Source organism: Streptomyces sp. NPDC093546, assembly GCF_044765045.1.
In the GTDB taxonomy this organism is placed as follows: Bacteria; Actinomycetota; Actinomycetes; order Streptomycetales; family Streptomycetaceae; genus Streptomyces.
Window position 1 is genome coordinate 6,922 of record NZ_JBIWJG010000026.1, and the last position, 21,588, is coordinate 28,509.

The window sequence follows — 21,588 nt, forward strand, 5'->3', positions numbered from 1 at the left end:
TCACTTGAGTCCCAGGTCCCTCTCCACCAGGGCGAACAGTTCGTCGTTCGTGGCGTTGCCGAGCCGGTCGGCCAGTGCGGCCGCCTCGACGGATCCGTCTCCGTCGCCGGTGGCATCGGCGGACGGGGCGGCAGCGGACGCGTTGCGGGTGCGGGACAGCAGCGACTCCAGTCGCATCACGATCCGAACCCGGTCGAGGTCGTCGTCGGCGCGGTGGGCGAGCGCCGTTTCCAGCCGGTCGAGTTCGTCCGCCGACGGCAGGGCGTCGGCGTCCTCCGGTGCTTCCGGCAGGAGCAGGTCGCCCAGGTGCTCCGCCAGCGCGACGGGTGTCGGCTGGTCGAAGACGAGCGTGGCGGGCAGGGCCAGTCCGGTCGCGGCGGTCAGCCGGTCGCGCAGGGCGACGGCGGTGAGCGAGTCGATGCCGAGGTCGCGGAAGGTGCGTTCGGGCTCGATCTCCTCGGCCCCGGTGTGGCCGAGTGCGACGGCGGCGTGCGTCCGCACCAGCTCCACCACGGCGCGCCCGCGTTCCACGGCGGACAGCGTGGCCAGCCGGGCACGCAGCCCTTCCTCCGCCTCGGCCGCGCCGCCGGTCGCATCCTCGCCCGGCCGGTCGGCCGACAGCGCGCGTACCTCGGGCAGGTCGGCCAGCAGCGGGCTGGGGCGCAGCGCGGTGAAGGAGGGCGCGAAACTCGCCCAGTCCACCTCGGCGGCGGCCACCGCCGGTTCGCGCGCGTCCAGCGCCTGGCGCAGCGCGACCATGGCGGGGCCGGGCCGCAGCAGGGGGATGCCGCGGCGCGCCATCAGTGCGGCGGCGCCGGCCTCGACCATGCCGCCGCCGTCCCACGGGCCCCAGGCGACGGAGCGGACGGGAGCGCCCTGGTGGCCGCGGAGTTCGGCGAGCGTGTCGAGGTAGGCGTTCGCGGCGGCGTACGCCCCGTGGCTTCCGACGCCCCAGACCGCGGAGACGGACGAGAAGTGGACGACGGCGTCGAGGGCCGCCGGGTCGAGCAGTTCGTCGAGGTGCCGGGCGCCGGCCGCCTTGCCGCCCATGAGGCGGGCCAGGTCCGCGACGCCGGTGTCGGCGAGGGGGGCGAGCTCCCCCAGGCCGGCCGTGTGCATGACGGTCCGGACGGTGACGCCGTCGGCGGCCAGCTCCGCGAGGGTGCGGGCGACCTCGGCGCGGTCCTGGAGGTCGCAGGCGCGGACGGTGACGCGGGCGCCGAGCGCGGTGAGTTCGGCGGTGAGGTCGCGGGCGCCGGGGGCGTCGGGGCCGCGCCGGCTGAGCAGCACGAGGTGTTCGGCTCCCTCGGCGGCCAGCCAGCGGGCGACATGGCCGCCGATGGCTCCGGTGCCTCCGGTGATCAGGGCGGTGCCCGTGGGCCGCCATCCGGTGCCGGGGCGTGCGGGGGCGGTCTCGGCGTGCCGCAGCCGCCGTCCGTAGGTGCCGCGGGCGCGGAGGGCCATCTGGTCCTCGCCGTCCGTGCGGGTCAGGGCGGCCGCGAGCCGGGCGCCCAGGCGCGGGTCGCCGTCCGGGCCGTGGGCGGGCAGGTCGATCAGCCCGCCCCAGTGGCCGGGGTGTTCCAGGGCGGCCACCCTGCCGAGGCCCCAGGCAGCGGCCTGGTCGGGGCTGACGGGCGCCTCGTCGTCGCCGGTGCCGACGGCGCCCGCGGTGAGCGTCCACAGCGGGCCGGGATCGGTGTCGAGGGCGGCGTGCAGCAGGTGGAGGGTCGCGGCCAGTCCGGCGGTGAGGGCCGGGTGGCCGGGGCAGGGTGCCTCGTCCAGGGCGAGCAGGGAGACCACGCCGCGCAGCCGTTCGCCGGGGGCGACGTGGTCGCGGAGCAGGTCCGCGAGTTCGGCCGCGTCGGTGCCGGCGGGGTCGACGAGGAGGACGTCGGTCTCGCCGTGCCGTTCGGTGAGGGCGGTGCGGCAGGCTTCGGCCGTGGTGGCGGCGGAGTCGGGGGCCACCAGCAGCCAGCGCCCGGAGCAGGAGGGCGCGGGCTGTTCCTCCAGGGCGTTCCAGGTGACGCGGTAGCGCCAGGCGGCGACGGTCTCCTGTTCGCGGGTGTCGCGGTGCCAGGCCGAGAGGGCGGGCAGCAGGGGTGCGAGGTCTGCCGTGTCCAGGCCCGCGGTGGCGGCCACGGCCTCGGCGTCCCCGTCGTCGACGGCCGCCCAGAAGCGGGACTCGGCCGGTGAGGCGGTGGCCGCCGGCGCGGTGGCCTGGTCGGCGCCGCGTGCCTTGGGCCAGTAACGGGTGCGCTGGAAGGGGTAGGTGGGCAGGTCGGTGAGGCGGGCGCGGGGCCAGGGCTCCAGTGCCGTACGCCAGTCCACCGGCGCGCCCAGGACGTGGGCCTCGGCCAGGCTGGTCAGCAGCCGCTCGCGGCCGCCTCGGCCCCGGTGCAGGGTGCCCAGGGCGGTGACGGTGCGGCCCGACTCGGCGGCGGTCTCCTGGATGGCGGCGGTGAGCACCGGGTGCGGGCCGACCTCGATCAGGAGGGTGTGTCCGTCGCGGAGCGCGGCGGTGGTGGCCCGGTCGAAGCGGGCGGTCTCACGCAGACCGGTGAACCAGTACGCGGCGTCGGCGCCCGCGGTGTCGAAGCGGTCGCCGGTGAGCGACGAGTAGAAGGGCACCTCGGAGGTGCGCGGGGTGTTGGCCACGGCGGCCAGCGCGCCGGTGACGGTGGTGCGGACGGCCTCCATCTGCGCGGAGTGCGCGGCGTAGTCGAAGGGCAGCCACTGGCACCGTACGCCGTCGGCGGCGAGCCGGGCCTCCAGCTCCGCCAGGGCGCCCGGCTCGCCGGAGACCACGGCCGAGCGGGGCCCGTTGACCAGGGCGAGGGATATCCGGCCGGCGTAAGGGGTCAGGCGTTCCTCGGCGCGGTCGGCGGGCAGCGCCACCGCCAGCATCCGGCCCTGGCCGGCGACCTGGGTGAGCGCCTTGGCCCGCAGGGCCACCAGGGCGGCGCCGTCGGCCAGGGACAGCGCGCCCGCGACGACGGCTGCGGCGATCTCGCCCTGGCTGTGGCCGATGACCGCGGACGGGGTGACGCCGTGCCTCCGCCACACCTCGGCGAGCGACACCATCACCGCCCACAGCAGCGGCTGGACGACGTCCACGCGCTCCAGGCCGGGGGCGCCGGGGCGGCGGCGGAGTACGTCGGCGGGCACGAAGTCGACGTGCGGGGCGAGCGCGTGCGCGCACTCCTCGAACCGTGCCGCGAACACCGGCGACTCGTCGAGCAGTTCGGCCGCCATGCCCTCCCACTGCGTGCCCTGTCCGGGGAAGACGAACGCCACCTTCGGGGTGGTGTCGCGGCCGGTGACGGCGGCCGGGTGGGGCCGGTCGGCGGCCATGGCCGCGAGGGCGTCGAGGAGGTGGTGCCGCTCGGTGCCGACGACCACGGCGCGGTGCTCCATGGGGGTGCGGGCGGTGGCCAGGGTGAACGCGGTGTCGGCGAGTGCGGCCTCGCCGTCCTCGGCCGTCCTCGGTGCGCCGCCGCTCTCCGGCCAGTCGGCCGGATGGGCGTGCAGGCGGGCGTGCAGGGCGGCGGCCTGGGCGCGCAGGGCCTTGGGGGTGCGGGCGGAGAGCACCAGCGGGAGTGCTGCGCCGGTGCGGGTGACGGGCGCGGCTTCGAAGCCGGTGTCCTCCGGGGCGGCGTCGAGGCCGGTGTCCTCCGGGGCGGCGTCGAGGCCGGTGTCCTCCGGGGCGGGGGCCTCCAGGACGACGTGGGCGTTGGTGCCGCTGACGCCGAAGGAGGAGACGCCCGCGCGCCGGGGCCTGCCGGTGTCGGGCCAGGGGCGGGCCTCGGTGAGGAGCGCGATGTCCCCGGCGGACCAGTCGACTTTGGTGGTCGGCCGGTCCACGTGCAGGGTGCGGGGCAGCAGTCCGTGGCGCATCGCCAGGGTCATCTTGATGATGCCCGCGATGCCGGCGGCGGCCTGGGTGTGGCCGATGTTGGACTTCACGCTGCCGGTCCACAGGGGCTCGGCGCGGCCCTGTCCGTAGGTGGCGAGCAGTGCCTCCGCCTCGATCGGGTCGCCGAGGGCGGTGCCGGTGCCGTGTGCCTCGACGGCGTCCACGTCGGTGGGGGCGAGGCCGGCGGTGGCGAGCGCGGCGCGGATCACCCGCTGCTGGGCGGGGCCGCTGGGCGCGGACAGCCCGTTGGAGGCGCCGTCCTGGTTGATGGCGCTGCCGCGCAGCACGGCGAGGACCGGGTGGCCGTTGCGGCGTGCGTCGGAGAGGCGTTCCAGCAGCAGCATGGCGGCGCCTTCACCCCATCCGGTGCCGTCGGCGCTGTCGGCGAACGACTTGCAGCGGCCTTCGGGGGCGAGGCCCCCGAGGGTGCCGAACTCCGTGAACGGGCCGGGGGTGGTCATCACCGACACGCCGCCGGCCAGGGCCAGGGAGCATTCGCCGTCGCGCAGGGCGCGCAGGGCCAGGTGGACGGCGACCAGGCCGGAGGAGCAGGCCGTGTCGACGGTCACCGCGGGGCCTTCCAGACCGAGGGTGTAGGAGAGCCGGCCGGACAGCACCGCGCCGGTGACGCCCGCGGTCAGGTGGCCCTCGACGTTCTCGCCCGAGCCGAGCAGCAGGTAGCCGTAGTCCTGGCCGTTGCTGCCGACGAAGACACCGGTGTCGCTGCCGTGCAAGGACCCCGGGGCGACCCCGGCCCGTTCGGCGGCCTCCCACGCGGTCTCCAGGAGCAGCCGCTGCTGCGGGTCCATCGCCAGCGCCTCGCGCGGCGAGATGCCGAACATGCCGGCGTCGAAACCCGCCACGTCGTCGATGAAGGTGCCGAAGCCGCCCGCGGGGGCGTCGCCCGCCGCGCCGAGGAGCGCCCCGAGGTCCCAGCCGCGGTCGGTGGGGAAGGGGGTGACGGCGTCCTCGCCCCGGGCGATCAGCTGCCAGAAGTCCTCCGGGGTCCGTACGCCGCCGGGGAAGCGGCAGCCGATGCCGACCACGGCGACGGGGTCGTCTGTGGCCGCCGGGGCCCGTGTCGCGGGGACCGACGGCGTCGGGGCGTCCCCGCCCAGCCGGGCGGCGAGGTGCTCGCCGAGCGTGCCGGGCCGGGAGTGGTCGAAGACCAGGCCCGCGGGGAGGGCCAGGCCGGTGCGTGCGGCCAGCCGGTCGCGCAGCTCGACGGCGGTGAGCGAGTCCACGCCCAGGTCGCGGAAGGGCGTACGGACGCCGACCGGGTCGACGGACGGGTGTCCGAGCACGGCGGCGGTCTCCTCGCGGACCAGCTCGGTCAGCGGGGCGGAGCGGTCGCGCACGGGCAGCTCGGCCAGCGTCCGGGCCCAGCCGGCGCGTATCGCCGCGAAGTCGCTGGCGGAGACGGCGGGGACGGCGGGGACGGCCAGCGTCTCGGCGGCCTCCGGGATCTCGCCGAAGAGGCGGGTGGGCCGGGAGACCTGGAAGGCGGAGGTGAAGCGCCGCCAGTCGACGTCGGCGACGATCAGGGCGGTCTCGTCGCGGTCGAGGGCGGCGGCCAGCGCGGCGGTGGCCACCGCGGGCTCCATGGGGGGAAGGCCGCGCCGGGCGAGGTGCGCGCGGACGTCGTCGCTCGCGGCCATGCCGGCCTCGTCCCAGGGGCCCCAGGCGACGGAGGTGGCGGGCAGCCCGGCGGCGCGGCGGCGCTCGGCCAGCGCGTCGAGGTGGGCGTTGGCGGCGGCGTACGCGCTCTGCCCGCCACTGCCCCAGACACCGGCGACGGAGGAGAAGAGCACGAAGCGTTCGACACGCGTGGCGTCGGAGAGGAGTGCGTCGAGCACCTCGGCACCGCGCACCTTGGCGTCGAGTACGCCGGCGAACGCGTCGAGGCTCGTGCTCTCCAGTGCCTCGGTGCCGGTCACGCCGGCGGCGTGCACGACCGCGCGCACGTCGTGCTCGGCGAGGAGCGCCGCCATCGCCGTACGGTCGGTGACGTCGCAGGCGACCGCGGTGACGCGGGTGGCGGGCGCGAGTTCGGCGGCGAGGTCGGCCATGCCCGGCGCGTCCGGGCCGCGGCGTCCGGCCAGCACCACGTGGCCGGCGCCCCGTTCGGCGAGGAGCCGTGCCGTGCGGACGCCGAGCGCGCCGGTGCCGCCGGTGACGAGAACGGTGCCGTCCGGGTGCCAGGTGCCGGCCGGGCCGGTGCCGTCCGGGTCGGCGGCCGGGGCGGGTGTGACGCGCCGGGCGAAGGCGCCCGAGGGGCGCAGGGCGGTCTGGTCCTCGCCCGTCGTGCCGGTGAGGAGGGTCACCAGCAGGGCGGACGACGTCGCGTCGAGGGTGTCGGGCAGGTCGATCAGTCCGCCCCAGCGGTCGGGGTGTTCGAGGGCCGCGACTCGTCCGAAGCCCCACAGCGCGGCCTGGCGCGGGCTGCCGACCTGCTCGGCGGGGCCGACGGCGACGGCGCCGCGGGTCAGCGCCCACAGCGGCGCGTCGATCCCGGCGTCTCCGGCGGCCTGGGTGAGGAGCACGGTCCCGGCCAGGCCCCCGGAGAGCGCCGGGTGTTCGGCGGACGGGGTGTCGTCCAGGCCGAGCAGCGACACGATGCCGGTGTACGGGTGGTCGGAGGCGGACTCCTTCAGGAGCTCGGCGAGTCGCCCGCGGTCGACGTGGGTGAGGAGGTCGACGGGCAGTTCGGTGACCTGGGCTCCTCCGTCGCGCAGCGCGGCCGGTACGGCGGTCACCAAGGGGTCGTGGCCGCGGTCGGCGGGCAGCACGGCCAGCCAGTGGCCGCCGGCCGTGGTCGGGGTGAGGCCGGTGAGGGGCCGCCAGGTCACTCGGTGGCGCAGCAAGTCGGCACGGGCGCGGTTGTGGTGTTCGTGCCACCAGCGGGTGAGGGCGGGCAGCAGTGGTGCGACGGCGGCCGGGTCGGGCAGGCCCACCGTCTCGGCGAGCAGGCCGGCGTCGGCCCGCTCGACGGCGTCCCAGAATCGCTCCGCGGCGGGGTCGGCGGTGGCGACCGGATCGGCGGTGGTGGGGGCCGGGTCGGCGGGGCGGGCGCTGCCGGGCTCCACCCAGTAGCGGTCGCGGTGGAAGGCGTAGGTGGGCAGCGGCACCCACCGCCCGCCCCAACAGTCGAAGACGGCCCGCCAGTCGACGGCGGCGCCCGCCGTGTGGGCGGCGGCGAGTGCGGTGAGCAGGGTCTCCGGTTCGGGGCGTCCGGGGCGGAGCGCGGCGGCCACCGTCGGGCCTACCGGCTGCGCACCCGCCGGCAGGCTGTCGCGGGCGGCGGCGGCGAGGGTGCCGCCGGGGCCCAGCTCCAGGAAGACGCCGGCGCCGTGGCCATGGGCCCAGGACACCGCGTCGGCGAACCGTACGGTCTCGCGGACCTGACGGACCCAGTAGCGCGGGTCGCACAGGGTGTCGGCGTTCACGGGTCCGCCGGTCAGTGTGGAGACGACCGGCAGCGTCGGCGGGCGGTACGTCAACGACCGGGCGACGGCCGCGAAGTCGTCGAGCATCGGTTCCATCAGGTGGGAGTGGAACGCGTGGGAGACCGCGAGCCGCTTGGCCCGAACGCCCCGCGACCGCAGCCGCCGCTCCAGTACGGCGATCGCGTCCGCGTCGCCCGAGACCGTCACCGAGGCGGGTCCGTTCACGGCGGCGAGGTCCACCCCGTCGGGCAGTTCCAGCGCGGCCTCGGCGGTCTGCACCGCCAGCATCGCGCCGCCGTCGGGCAGCGCCTGCATGAGCCGGCCGCGGGCCGCGACGAGCGTGCAGGCGTCGTCGAGGGAGAGCACTCCGGCGACGTGGGCGGCGGCCAGTTCCCCGACGGAGTGGCCGACGAGGTGGTCGGGGGCGGTCCCCCAGGACTCCAGCAGCCGGAACAGCGCCACCTCGAGCGCGAAGAGCCCGGCCTGGGCGTGGACCGTGCGGTCGAGCGCGCCACCATCCTCGATGTCACCGTCGCCGTCACCACCGCCGCCGAAGACGAGTTCTCGCAGGCCGGGGCCCGTCCCGGTGTCCAGGCGGGCGCAGACCGCGTCGAAGGCGTCGGCGAACACCGGGAAGGCGGCGTGGAGTTCGCGGCCCATCCCGGTGCGCTGGGAGCCCTGGCCGGTGAAGAGGAACACCAGGCCGGCGTCCCCGGTGGCCTCGCCGCGGACGAGGCCCGCCGGGGTGCGGCCCGCGGCCAGTGCGGCGAGGCCTGCGGCGAGGTCCGCCCGGTCGCCGGCCAGGACGACGGCGCGGTGATCCAGCGGTGAGCGGGTGGTGGCGAGCGTGCGGCCGATGTCCAGCAGGCCCAGGTCCGGCCGTGCGTCGAGACCGGCGGCGAGCCGCCGCGCCTGCTCGGCGAGCGCCTCGGCCGTGCGGCCGGAGACCGGGCAGGGCACCACGGCGGGGGTGGCTGCCGGGGAGGCGGCGGGCACGGCGGCGACAGGGTCGGGCACCTCGCCGACGATGACGTGGGCGTTGGTGCCGCTCAGCCCGAACGACGAGATGCCGGCGCGGCGCGGCCGGCCCGCCGGGACCCACGGCCGTTCCTCGTCCAGCAGCCGTACGGCGCCGGCCGACCAGTCGATGTGGGGTGACGGTTCTCCGGCGTGCAGGGTGCGGGGCAGCACGCCGTGGCGCAGCGCCTCGACCATCTTGATCAGCCCCGCCATGCCCGCGGCGGCCTGCGCGTGGCCGATGTTCGACTTCACCGAGCCGAGCCAGAGCGGCTCCTCCCGGCCCTGTCCGTACGTGCCGAGCAGCGCCTCCGCCTCGATCGGGTCGCCGAGCCGGGTGCCGGTGCCGTGCGCCTCGACGGCGTCCACCTCGGAGGGCAGCAGCCGGGCGTCGGCGAGCGCGGCGCGGATCACGGCGCGCTGGGCGCGGCCGTTGGGGGCGGTCAGGCCGTTGGTGGCGCCGTCGGAGTTGACGGCGGATCCGCACAGGACGGCGTGGACGTGGTGGCCGTTGGCCCGCGCGTCGGAGAGCCGCTCCAGCAGGACGACGCCCGCTCCCTCGGACCAGCCGGTGCCGTCGGCGCCCGCGCCGAACGACTTGCAGCGGCCGTCGGGGGCGAGGCCGCCGTGCCGCCCGAACTCGCCGAACATGCCGAGGTCGGCGAGGACCGCGACACCGGCGGCGAGGGCGAGGTCGCACTCGCCGCCGTGCAGGGCGCGGGCCGCCTGGTGGACGGCGACGAGGGACGAGGAGCAGGCGGTGTCGACGGTGACCGACGGGCCTTCGAGGCCGAAGGTGTAGGAGATCCGGCCGGACAGGACGCTGCCCGCCATGCCGGTCATCAGGTGGCCCTCGGAGCCCTCGGGCGGCCGGGATCCCCCGCCGTAGCCGGAGGACCCGGCGCCGACGAACACCCCGGTACGGGTGGCGCGCAGGGAGAGCGGCGGGATGCCCGCCCGCTCCAGCGCCTGCCACACGGTCTCCAGCAGCACGCGCTGCTGGGGGTCCATGGTGAGCGCCTCGCGGGGGCTGATGCCGAACAGCGCGGCGTCGAAGCGGTCCGCGTCGTCGATGAAGCCGCCCTTGAGGGCGGGCAGCGCGTCGGGTCCGCCGGCCACGCCCCAGCCGCGCGCGGCGGGCAGGACGCCGATGGCGTCCCGGCCCTCGCGGACGAGTTCCCACAGGCCTTCGGGGTCGTCGGCGCCGCCCGGGTAGCGGCAGGCCATGCCGACGACGGCGAGGGGCTCGCGCTCCCGGCCCTCCGCCTCGGCGAGGCGTTTGCGCGTCTCGGCGAGGTCGGCCGTGACGCGCTTGAGGTACTGGAGCAGTTTCTGTTCGTCCGCCATGCCCGGTCCCTGCGCGGGTTCGGTGCGGTCGGCCGTCGGGCGGGGGTTCACGACAGTCCCAGCTCCTTGTCGATGAAGTCGAAGACGTCGGACGCGGAGGCGTCCTCGAGCCGGTCGGCGACGGCGGTCTTCACACCTGCCGGGTCCGGCTCGCCCTCGGTCACCCGGGCCAGCAGCGCGCGCAGCCGGTCGGCGACGGCCGGGCTGCCGGCCCCGGCCGCGGCCGCGGTGAGCCGGCCGACGGCGGCTTCCAGCCGGTCCAGTCCGGCCAGTACGGCGGCCGTGTCGGCCTGCGCCGGGTCGGTGGACCCGGCCAGTTCGGTCCACAGGTACGCGGCGAGCGCGGCGGGCGTGGGGTGGTCGAAGACCAGGCCGGCGGGCAGCCGCAGCGTGGTCGCCTTGGTGAGCCGGTTGCGCAGTTCCACCGCGGCGAGCGAGTCGAAGCCGAGCTTGGTGAAGGCGTGTTCGGCGGCGATGGCGTCGGGGCCGTCGTAGCCGAGGACGGCGGCGGCGTGCGCGCGTACGAGGTCGAGGACGGTGCGCCGCTGCTCGGGCTCGGGGAGCCGGGCGAGGTCGGCGGCCAGGTCGCGGGGGGCCGCGGCACCGGCCCGGGTGCGCTCGACGGGGGCGCGGACCAGACCGCGCAGCAGCGCGGGCACCGGCTGCCGCTTCGCCTCTTCGCGCAGCCGTGCGAGGTCGAGGGCGACGGGCACCAGATGGGCGTGCGGCAGGGTGCGGGCGGCGTCGAACAGCGCCATGCCCTGTTCGGCACCGATCACGCCGGCCGTGGCCGCCCGGTCGCGCTCGCGGCGGCCGAGGCCGCCCGCCATGCCGTCCTCGGTGTCCCACAGGCCCCAGGCCAGGGACTGGCCGGCCAGTCCGCGGACCCGGCGGCGGTGGGCCAGGGCGTCCAGCACGGCGTTGGCGGCGGCGTAGCTCGCCTGCCCGGCGGACCCGAAGGTCGCGGCGGCCGACGAGAACAGTACGAAGAACGCCAGGTCCTGATGGGCCGTCAGCTCGTCGAGGAGCAGGGCCGCGTCCGCCTTGGGGGCGAGAACCCGGTCGGCCCGCTGCGGTGTGAGCGCGTCGAGCACCCCGTCGTCGAGGATCCCGGCGGCGTGGACGACGCCGGTGAGCGGGCGGTCGAGGCCGGCGAGCAGGGCGGTGAGCGCGTCGCGGTCGGCGACGTCGCACGCCTCGATCCGTACGGCGGCCCCGGCCTCGGCGAGGTCGGCGGCGAGCCGGTCCGCGCCGGGGGCGGCCGGGCCGCTGCGGCCGGCCAGCACCAGGTGCCGCACGCCGTGCTCGGTGACCAGGTGGCGGGCGAGCAGGCCCGCCAGCGCTCCGGTGCCGCCGGTGATCAGGACCGTGCCGTCCGGGTCGGGGGCGGCGGGCAGGGTGAGGACGTTCTTGCCGATGTGCCGGCCGCGGCCCATGAAACGGAACGCCTCGGCGGCGTCGCGGAGGTCCCAGGCGGTGAGCGGCAGGAGTTCCAGGACGCCCTGCTCGAACAGGCCGATGATCTCGGTGAAGATCTCCGCGATCCGGGCCCGGTCGGTGCTCATGAGGTCGAACACGTCGTAGTGGGTGCCCGGGTGGGCGGCGGCGACCTGCTCGCGGCGCCGGATGTCGGTCTTGCCCATCTCGACGAACCGGCCGCCGGGGGCGAGCAAACGGAGCGATGCGTCGATGAAGGGGCCTTCCAGCGAGTTCAGCACCACGTCCACGCCGCGGCCGCCGGTGGCTTCGCGCACCCGGTCCTCGAAGTCCGTGGTCCGGGAGGAGGACAGCCGCTCGTCGGGCAGGCCGGTGGCCCGCCACTTGCCGGGGGAGGCGGTGCCGTGGATCTCCAGGCCGAGGTGGCGGGCGAGCTGCACGGCGGCCATGCCGACGCCGCCCGCCGCCGCGTGGACGAGGACGGTCTCGCCCGCGGTGACGCCGGCGACGTCCACCAGCCCGTAATAGGCCGTGAGGAAGGGGGTGGGCACGGAGGCCGCCTCGGCGTAGGTCCACTCCGGCCGCATGCGCGCCAGCACGCGCCGGTCGGTGACCGCGGTGGGCCCGAAGGCCCCGGCGAACAGGCCGAAGACGCGGTCGCCTGGGGCGAGGTCGGTGACCTCGGCGCCCGTCTCCAGGACCACGCCGGCGCCCTCGGTGCCCATGCCTCGCTGGCCGGGGACCATGCCGAGGGCCATCACCACGTCACGGAAGTTGACGCCCGCGGCGCGCATCGCGACCCGGACCTGGGTGGGGCCGAGGTCGGCGAGGGCCTCGGGGGCGGGCACGAACGCCAGGTTCTCCAGGGTGCCTTCGCCGGTGGTGTCGAGGCGGGTGCCGGGCACCGGCTCCCCGGCAGGGGCCGGGCCGGTGCCGCGGGTCAGGCGGGGCGCGAGCAGGGCGCCCGTCCGGATCGCGAGCTGCGGCTCCGTGGAGCCGAGCGCCGCGGGCAGGGCGGCGGCCGAGTCGGGGTGGCCGTCCACGTCGATCAGGGCGAAGTGGTCCGGGTGCTCGCTCTGCGCGGAACGCAGCAGGCCGTGCACGGCGGCGCCCGCGAGGTCGGGGACGCCCTCGCCCGCACCGACGGCGACCGCGCGCGCCGTCAGCACGGCGAGCCGGGATCCGGCGAAGCGCGCGTCGGCCAGCCAGGTCTGGGCGGCGTCGAGCGCCTCGTGGACGGCGGCGTGCAGGGAGGCCGGGTCGGCGGCGTGCAGGGCGGTCGGGTCGGCCGCGTGGCCGTCCTGCTCGCCGCCCGGCCGGGAGCCGCACCACAGGACGGCCTCCGGCAGCCGCTCCCCCGCGTCGAGAGCGGCGCCGAGCGCGTCCAGGTCGTCGTACCGGGTCGCCGCGAGCCCCGCGAGGGCGGCGGGCGGCGGGCCGACGAGGACCAGCGGGAGGGCCGGTCCCTCCGCGGTGGGCACCCAGTCCACACGGTGGAGTACGTCGAGGTCCGCGGCGCGGGCCGCCCGGCGCAGCGCGTCGGCGCCGACCGGCCGCAGAGTGAGGGAGGCGACCTCGGCGACGGGGTTCCCGGCGGTGTCGGCCGCCACGAGCGAGACGGCGTCCCGGCCCGCCGGCGAGAGCCGCACCCGCAGGGTGTCGGCGCCCATCGCATGCAGCCGGACGCCCTCCCAGGCGAACGGGAGCAGCCCGGTCCGCGCGAGCAGTCCGCCGACCCCCGCCGCGTGCAGGGCGGCGTCCAAGAGCGCGGGGTGCAGCCCGAAGCGCGCGGCGTCCGCACGCGCCCCGTCGGGGAGCGCGACGTCCGCGCAGAGGTCGTCCCCGGCGCGCCAGAGCGCCTTCAGCCCCTGGAAGACCGGCCCGTAGGCGTAGCCGGCGGTGGCGAGGGCCTCGTAGCAGCCGTCGACGGGAACCGGTACGGCTCCGGCGGGCGGCCACGAAGACGGCATGCCGGTCTCGGGCGCACCGTCCGCGGAGCCGGTGGCGGCGAGGAAGCCGGTGGCGTGCGTGGTCCACGCCGCGCCCGACCCGCCCGACCCGCCCGCGTCGTCCGTGTCGTCCGCCGTCTCCGGACGGGCGGAGACGGTGACGGGCCGGCGGCCGTCCGCGGCGGTCTCCCCCACGAGCATCTGGAGCGTCACACCCGCGCCGACGGGGATCACCAGGGGTGCCTGGAGGGTGAGTTCGTCCAGGCCGTCGAGGCCCGCGTGCAGGGCCAGTTCCACGAAGGCGGTGCCGGGCAGCAGCACCGTGTCCCCGATCGTGTGGTCGGCGAGCCAGGGGTGGGTGGCCGTCGACAGCCTGCCCGTCCACAGCGTGCCGCCGCCGGCCAGTGGTGCGGCCGCGCCGAGCAGCGGGTGACGTACGCCGGACAGCCCGGCGGCGGCGACATCGGCGGCGGGCCGGATGTCCGGCCAGTAGCGCCGGCGCTGGAAGGGATAGGTGGGCAGGTCGAGAACGCGCCGGCCGGCCGGGCCGCCGAGCACGCCGGGCCAGTCCACGTCGACGCCCGCGCAGTGCGCCTCGGCGAGGGCCAGCGCCCAGCGGCGGACGTCGTCCTCACCCCGGCGCAGGGTCGTGAGCACCGCGCCCGGGGTGTCGAGGTCGTCGAGGGTCTCGGTGATGCCCGGGGTGAGGACGGGGTGCGGGCTGATCTCCAGGAAGGTGGTGTGGCCGTCGGCCACGGCGGCGCGGACGGCCTGGTCCAGCCGTACGGTGTCGCGGAGGTTGCGGTACCAGTAGCCGGAGTCCAGGTCCGTGGTGCCCAGTGCCGCACCGGTGACCGTCGAGTAGAACGGCACGTCGCCGAGGGCGGCGGGCGTCTCGGGCAGCGCCTCGAAGACCGGGCGGAGGGGCTCGACCAGCACCGTGTGCGAGGCGTAGTCGATGCCGACGCGGCGCGCGCGCACCCCGCGCTGCTCGCACGCGGTGGCCAGGTGGGCGAGTGCGGCGTTCTCGCCGCCGACCACGGTGGCCCGCGGGCCGTTGAGCGCGGCGATCCACAGCGGTTGGGCCAGCGTGGCGAGCAGCTCGGCGGCCTCGGCCTCGGTCAGGGGCAGGGACACCAGTCCGCTGCGGCCCGACAGCTGGTCGGCGATGGCCCGGCTGCGGGCGGCGACGACGCGCGCGGCGTCCGGCAGTTCCATGGCCCCCGCCACGACGGCGGCGGCCAGTTCGCCCTGGGAGGCGCCGATCACGGCGGCGGGCTCGACGCCCGACGCGCGCCACAGCTCGGCCAGCGACACCATCACCGCCCACAGCAGCGGCTGTACGACGTCGGCGCGGTCCACGCCTCCGTGCACGGGGTCCTCGCCGCGGATCACCGCGATGGGCGAGAAGTCGAGGTACGGGGCGAGCGCGCGCTCGCACTCCTCCAGCCGTGCCCGGAACACCGGCTCCGTGTCGATCAGCCGCGCGGCCATGCCGCTCCACTGGGCGCCCTGCCCGGGGAAGACGAAGACGGGCGCGCCGCTCTGGCGGGCCGTGCCACGGCGCAGTTCCGGCGACTCGCCGTCCGCGGCGAGGGCGGCCAGCCCCTCGGGGCCGAGGACGACGGCGCGCTCGGTGAGGGTGGCGCGGGCGGTGGCCAGCGTCCATGCCAGGTCGAGCGGGTCGTCCGACGCGTGGGCGGCCGGTACGGAGGCGGCGAGCCGACGGGCCTGGTCGCGCAGCCCGTCGGGGGTGTCGGCGGAGAGCAGCCAGGGCACCGGCCGAGCAGCGGGCGCGACGGGCGCCGGTACGGCTGGCTCGGGTACGACGGGCACGGGCGCGGCGGGCACAGGCACGGCGGGTTCGTGTACGGCTTCTACGGCTTCGGCCTCTTCGGCGGGTGCCTGTTCCAGGATCACGTGGGCGTTGGTGCCGCTCATGCCGAACGACGAGACGCCCACGCGGCGCGGCCCGGACTTCTCGGGCCAGGCCCGCTCCTCGGCGAGCAACCGGACGTTTCCGGCCGTCCAGTCGACCTGGGTGGTGGGCCGGTCGGCGAAGAGCGTGCGCGGCAGCCGGCCGGCCCGCATCGCCATGGCTCCCTTGATGACGCCCGCGATGCCGGAAGCGGCCTGCGTGTGCCCGATGTTGGACTTGATGGAGCCCAGCCAGAGCGGCTCGTCGCCCGTCCGGCCCTGGCCGTAGGTGGCCAGCAGCGCCTGGGCTTCGATCGGGTCGCCGAGCCGGGTGCCGGTGCCGTGGGCCTCGACCATGTCGACGTCGGAGGGGGCCAGCCCCGCGTCGGCGAGGGCGGCGCGGATGACGCGCTGCTGGGAGGGGCCGTTGGGGGCGGTGAGGCCGTTGGAGGCGCCGTCCTGGTTGACGGCGGAACCGCGGACGACCGCGAGGATCCGGCGGCCGTTGCGGCGGGCGTCCGAGAGGCGCTCCAGCAGGAGGATGCCGGCGCCCTCCGCCCAGCCCGTGCCGTCGGCCTCGTCGGAGAACGCCTTGCAGCGGCCGTCGGCCGCCATCGCGTCCTGCTTGCCGAACTCGGCGAACACGCCCGGGGTGGACATGGTGACCACGCCGCCGGCCAGGGCCAGGGAGCATTCACCGCGGCGCAGGGCCTGCCCCGCGAGGTGCAGGGAGACCAGGCCGGACGAGCAGGCGGTGTCGACGGTGACGGCCGGGCCCTCGAGGCCGAAGGTGTAGGAGATCCGGCCGGACAGCACGCTGGCCGAACCGCCGGTGGCCAGGTAGCCCTCGCCGCCCTCCGGGGTCTCGCCGGGCAGAGAGGTGTAGTCGTGGTTGTTGGCACCCGCGAAGACCCCAGTGCGGGAGCCGCGCAGGGAGAGCGGGTCGATGCCGGCGCGCTCGAAGACCTCCCAGGCCGTCTCCAGCAGCAGTCGCTGCTGCGGATCCATCATCACGGCCTCGCGGGGCGAGATGTTGAACAGGCCGGCGTCGAAGGAGGCGATGTCGTCCAGGAATCCGCCCTGGAGGGGGCGGGGACCGCCGGTGCCGTCGGCGGGCTGCAGGGGCCAGCCGCGCTCCGCGGGGCAGTCGCCGACCGCGTCCACCCCTCCGGCGACGAGTTCCCACAGGTCCTCGGGCGAGTGGACTCCGCCGGGAAAGCGGCAGCTCATGCCGATGACGGCCAGCGGCTCGTCGTGGGAGGCGCGGGCGTCCGGGACCGCGGGAAGGGCCTCGGCGTCGAGGGTGCCTTCCTCGTTCCCACCCGACACCGGGAGGTCCGCGGCGAGCAGGCCGACGAGGTGGGCGGTGAGGTCCTGGGCGGTGGGGTGGTCGAAGACCAGGGTGGCGGGCAGTTCCAGGCCGGTGGCGTCGCTCAGCCGCCCCCGCAGTTCCACCGCCATCAGCGAGTCGAACCCGAGGTCGGAGAAGGCGCGCAGCGGTGCGACGGCGTCGCTGCCGCTGTGGCCCAGGGTGGCGGCCGCCTCGTCGCGTACGAGTGCCAGCAGGACCCGCTCCCGCTGCTGCGCGCCGAGATCCGCGATGCGCCGGCGGAGCGGGGTGCCCTGGGCGGTGGTCGTCACCTCGGCCTCGCGCCGGGCGGCCTCGGGGAGTTCGCCGAACAGCGGCGCCGGGCGGACGGCGGTGAAGCTGGTGGAGAAGCGGTGCCAGTCGACGTCGGCGAAGGTGAGGCAGCCGAGGTCATGGGTGACCGCCTGCTCCAGCGCGGTCACGGCGAGACCCGGGTCGAGCGGGACGAGGCCGCGGCGGCGCAGGTGCTCCTCCGCCTCTCCGTCGACGAGCATGCCGGCTTCGGCCCACGGCCCCCAGGCCACCGAGGTGGCGGTCAGCCCACGGGCCCGGCGCCGTTCGGCCAGACCGTCCAGGTAGGCGTTGGCCGCCGCGTACGCGGACTGACCGCCGCTGCCCCACACTCCGGCGATCGACGAGAACAGAACGAACATGTCAGCCTCGGGCACCAGTTCGTCCAGATGCCGGGCGCCAAGGGTCTTCGCCCGCAGCACCTCCGCGAACTGCTCCGGACCGACGCCCACCAACGGCACCGTGTCCACCACACCCGCCGCGTGGACGACACCGGTGACCGGATGCTCGGCGAGTAGCGCGGCCAGCGCCTCGCGATCGGCGACATCGCAGGCCACGACGGTCACGCGGCAACCCAGTGCCTCCAGGGACGCGGCGAGTTCCTCCGCGCCCGGCGCCTCGGGGCCGCGCCTGCTGGTCAGCAGCAGGTGCTCGGCGCCCGCCTCGGCGAGCGAGCCGGCCACGCGCGAGCCGAGCCCGCCGGTGCCGCCGGTGACGAGTACGGTTCCGCCCGGCCGCCAGGATCGGGCCGGTGCCCCGGCGGGGGCGGCGGACCTGACGAGCCTGCGGGTGAAGGTGCCTGAGGCGCGGACGGCGACCTGGTCCTCCGAACCGGCCAGCGCACGCGCCAGACGCATGCCGGCACGCTCGTCCAGGACCGTCGGCAGGTCCACCAGGCCGCCCCAACGCTGCGGGAACTCCAACGCGGCAACCCGCCCCAGACCCCACACCTGCGACTGCTCCGGATCCACCGCACCGTCAGCACGCCCGGTCGACACCGCTCCCGACGTCACGCACCACAACGGCGCGTCGACCTCCGCGTCACCCAGCGCCTGCACCAAAGCCAGCGACCACGCCACCGACACCGGCAGCCCCTCCGGAACCCCCGCAACACCCCCACGCGAGTCCAGCGCCGCCAGCGACAACACCCCCGCCACACCACCCCCGAGCGCATCCTCCTCCGTCAGACGAGCAGCCAGCTCCCAACGATCCAGCTCACCGTCGTCCAGCACCACCACCAACGGCTCCGCACCACCACCCGCCAAAGCCGCCACACACGCCTCGACCCACTCCTCGGGCACACCCTCCGTACCCACCACAAGCCAACGCCCCGACACACCAACGGCCGCGTCGTCCACGACACGCCACGCGACGCGATACCGCATCCCGTCCGCCCGCGAACGCTCCACCCGCTCACGCCGCCAACCGGCCAGCGCCGGCAACACTGCCTCCACCTCACCAGCACCCAACCGCAACACCTCGGCCAGCGCCCGACTGTCACCAGCCTCCACCACCGACCAGAACGCCTCATCCCCACCACCAGAACCAGCGGCCACCACAGCGTCTGCCGCCCCCGCCGACCCCAGCCAGAACCGCTCACGCTGGAACGCATACGTCGGCAGACCCACACCAGGCCCCGACACATACCGACCCCACTCGACGGGGACGCCGCGGGTGTGCAGGCGGGCCAGCGCGCGGACGATGGTGTCGACCTCGGGGCGGTCCGCGCGCAGCGCGGGTACGGCAACCAGGGTGTCGGCCTGCTCCGCCGCCAAAGCGGAGAGGACGGCGGTGGGGCCCAGCTCCAGTGCCGTACGTACGCCGCTGAGGGAGGCGATCGCGTCGGCGAAGCGGACGGGCTCGCGGATCTGACCCACCCAGTACTCCGGGGTCGCCATGTCCCCCGGCGCGGTCGTGACGACGGGGATCGTCGGGGTGTCGTACGTCAACGACTCCGCGACCGCCGCGAACTCGTCGAGTATCGGCTCCATCAGGTGCGAGTGGAACGCATGGGAGACCGTGAGCCGCTTGACCCGTACGCCCTCCGCACGGAGCCGCTCCTCCAGAACCGCGATCGCATCGGCGTCACCGGAAACGGTCACGGAGGTGGGTCCGTTGACCGCCGCGAAGTCCACGCCCTCGGGCAGCTCCAGCCCGCCCTCGGCCGCCTCCACGGCCAGCATCGCACCGCCCGACGGCAGCGCGTCCATCAACCGACCACGTGCCGAGACCAGAGCACAGGCGTCATCCAGGGACAGCACCCCCGCGCAGTGCGCGGCAGCCAGCTCACCAATCGAGTGACCCACCAGTACGTCCGGGACCACGCCCCAGGACTCCACCAGCCGGAACAACGCCACCTCGACCGCGAACAACCCGGCCTGCGCGAAGACCGTCCGATCCAGTGCCTCGCCGTCCTCGAACACGACGTCTCGCAAGGGTCGTTCAAGGTCCACCCGCGCGCACACCGCGTCGAAAGCATCTGCGAACACCGGGGAGGCGTCATACAACTCACGCCCCATCCCCACCCGCTGCGCGCCCTGGCCCGTGAACAACAGAGCCAGCCCACCGTGCACGGCCTCGTCGCGAACCACGGACGGCACGGCCTTGTCCTCGGCCAGCGCGCGCAGGCCGGTGAGCAGCTCGTCACGATCGTCGCCGAGCACGACCGCCCGGTACTCCAGCGCCGCACGCCCCGTCGCCAGCGTGCGCGCCACCGCCGACGCACCCACCTCAGGACGCTCGACCAGGAACGCCCCCAAGCGCTCGGCCTGCGCGACCAACGCAGCGCGCGACCGCGCAGACACCACCCACGGCCCCGCAGCACCCACCCGCACCGGAGCCACCTCGGCCACCTCAGCAGCCTGCTCCAGGATCACGTGCGCGTTCGTCCCACTCACGCCGAACGACGACACACCCGCCCGACGCGCACGACCCGCCTCCGGCCAGGCCCGGTCCTCGGTGAGAAGTTCCACCGCGCCGGCCGACCAGTCGACGTGCGGCGTCGGCTCGTCCACGTGCAAGGTGGCGGGCAGCACACCCCGACGGATCGCCTCCACCATCTTGATCACACCCGCGACACCCGAAGCCGCCTGCGTATGACCGATGTTGGACTTCACCGACCCCAGGTACAGGGGTTCGTCGCGGTCCTGTCCGTACGTCGCCAGCAGTGCCTGCGCCTCGATCGGGTCGCCGAGCCGGGTGCCCGTGCCGTGCGCCTCCACCGCGTCGACCTCGGAGGCCGTGAGTCGCGCGGCATCCAGCGCGGCCCGGATCACCCGCTGCTGCGCGGGGCCGTTCGGCGCCGTCAACCCGTTCGACGCACCGTCCTGATTCACCGCCGAACCCCGCACCACCCCGAGCACCTCGTGCCCGTTGCGGCGTGCGTCCGACAGTCGCTCCAGCAGCAGCAGGCCCACACCCTCGCCCCAGCCGGTGCCGTCCGCGGCAGCCGCGAACGCCTTGCACCGGCCGTCCGAGGCCAGACCGTCCTGCCGGTCGAACTCGGCGAAGATGTCGGGACCGACGATGACGGTCACGCCGCCGGCCAGCGCCATGGAGCACTCGCCGGTACGCAGCGACTGCGCCGCCAGGTGCAGCGCCACCAACGACGACGAACACGCCGTGTCCACGGTGACGGCCGGGCCCTCAAGCCCGAACGAGTACGCGACCCGACCGGACAGCACGCTGCCGGCCATGCCGGTCATCAGGTGGCCGTCCGCGCCTTCGGTGCGCCCGCCGGTGCCGTAACCGGACGTCGAAGCGCCGACGAACACGCCGGTCGACGTCCCCTGGAGCGTGCGCGGGTTCATGCCCGCCCGCTCCAGCGCCTCCCACGCCGTCTCCAGCAGCAGTCGCTGTTGCGGATCCATCGCGATCGCCTCACGCGGCGAGATCCCGAACAGCCCCGCGTCGAACTCGGTGGCGTCGTGCACGAAGCCGCCCTCGGCCGCGAAGGCTCCGGTCTCCCGGAGGGCCGATAGGTCCCAGCCACGGTCGGCGGGGAAGGCGGTGATGCCCTCGGCTCCCGAGGCGACCAGGTCCCACAGGTCCTCGGGCGACCGGACTCCGCCGGGGAAGCGGCACGCCATGGAGACGATCGCGATCGGCTCGCCCGGGTCGGCCGCGACGCGGGGGGCGTTCGGCGCCGACGTGTCACCGGGCTCGGAGGAAGGCAGCAGGCCGGCGAGGTGGTCCGCCAGGGCCTGGGCGGTGGGGTGGTCGAAGACGAGGGTCGCGGAGAGCGAGAGGCCGGTCGCGGCCATCAGCCGGTCGCGGAGGTCGACGGCGGTGAGCGAGTCGAACCCCAGGTCGGAGAAGGGCAGCTCGACGGGGATGCTGTCCGCACTCGCGTGGCCCAGTACCGCGGCGGCACCGGTTCTGACCGTGTCCAGCAGCACGGCCCGGCGCTCGGCGGGCCCCTTTCCGGCGAGCGCGGACATGAGGGGTGTGGTGGCTCCGGAGTCCGCCTCCGAGAAGGTTGCGGCGGCGGACAGGGCCGCGGCCTCGGGAACGTCGTCGAAGAGTGTGGTGGCGCGGCCCGATCCGAAGGCCGGTGCGAAGCGCGCCCAGTCGGCGTCGGCGGCGACGAGGCAGCCGAGGTCGCGGGCGACCGCGTCCTCCAATATGGTCACGCCGAGCTCGGGCGGCAGCGGCGTCAGGCCGCGCCGGCACAGGTAGTCCTCGGCGTTCTCCTCGACGAGCATGCCGGCTTCGGCCCACGGCCCCCAGGCCACCGAGGTGGCGGTCAGACCGCGAGCACGGCGCCGTTCGGCCAGACCGTCCAGGTAGGCGTTGGCCGCCGCGTAGGCGGACTGACCGCCGCTGCCCCACACTCCGGCGATCGACGAGAACAGAACGAACATGTCAGCCTCGGGCACCAGTTCGTCCAGATGCCGGGCGCCA

General features: G+C 75.9%; 2 protein-coding genes (1 of these 2 only partly in view). Both read right to left on the minus strand.

Features of this window, described 5'->3' with window-relative positions; genetic code table 11:
- Positions 1-9,774 (minus strand): type I polyketide synthase, encoded by a 9,774-nt coding sequence (locus tag ACIRNI_RS31570; RefSeq protein WP_403556764.1) that lies wholly within the window; start codon positions 9,772-9,774, stop codon positions 1-3.
- Positions 9,771-21,588, minus strand: partial view of a type I polyketide synthase gene (locus ACIRNI_RS31575; protein WP_403556766.1) — the 3' portion only. The gene runs 5,960 nt beyond the window's last position; only the last 11,818 of its 17,778 coding nucleotides appear in the window; the start codon falls outside the window, past its right edge — the gene reads right to left on this strand; it ends in the stop codon at positions 9,771-9,773. Before ACIRNI_RS31575 ends, ACIRNI_RS31570 begins: the two co-directional genes overlap by 4 nt.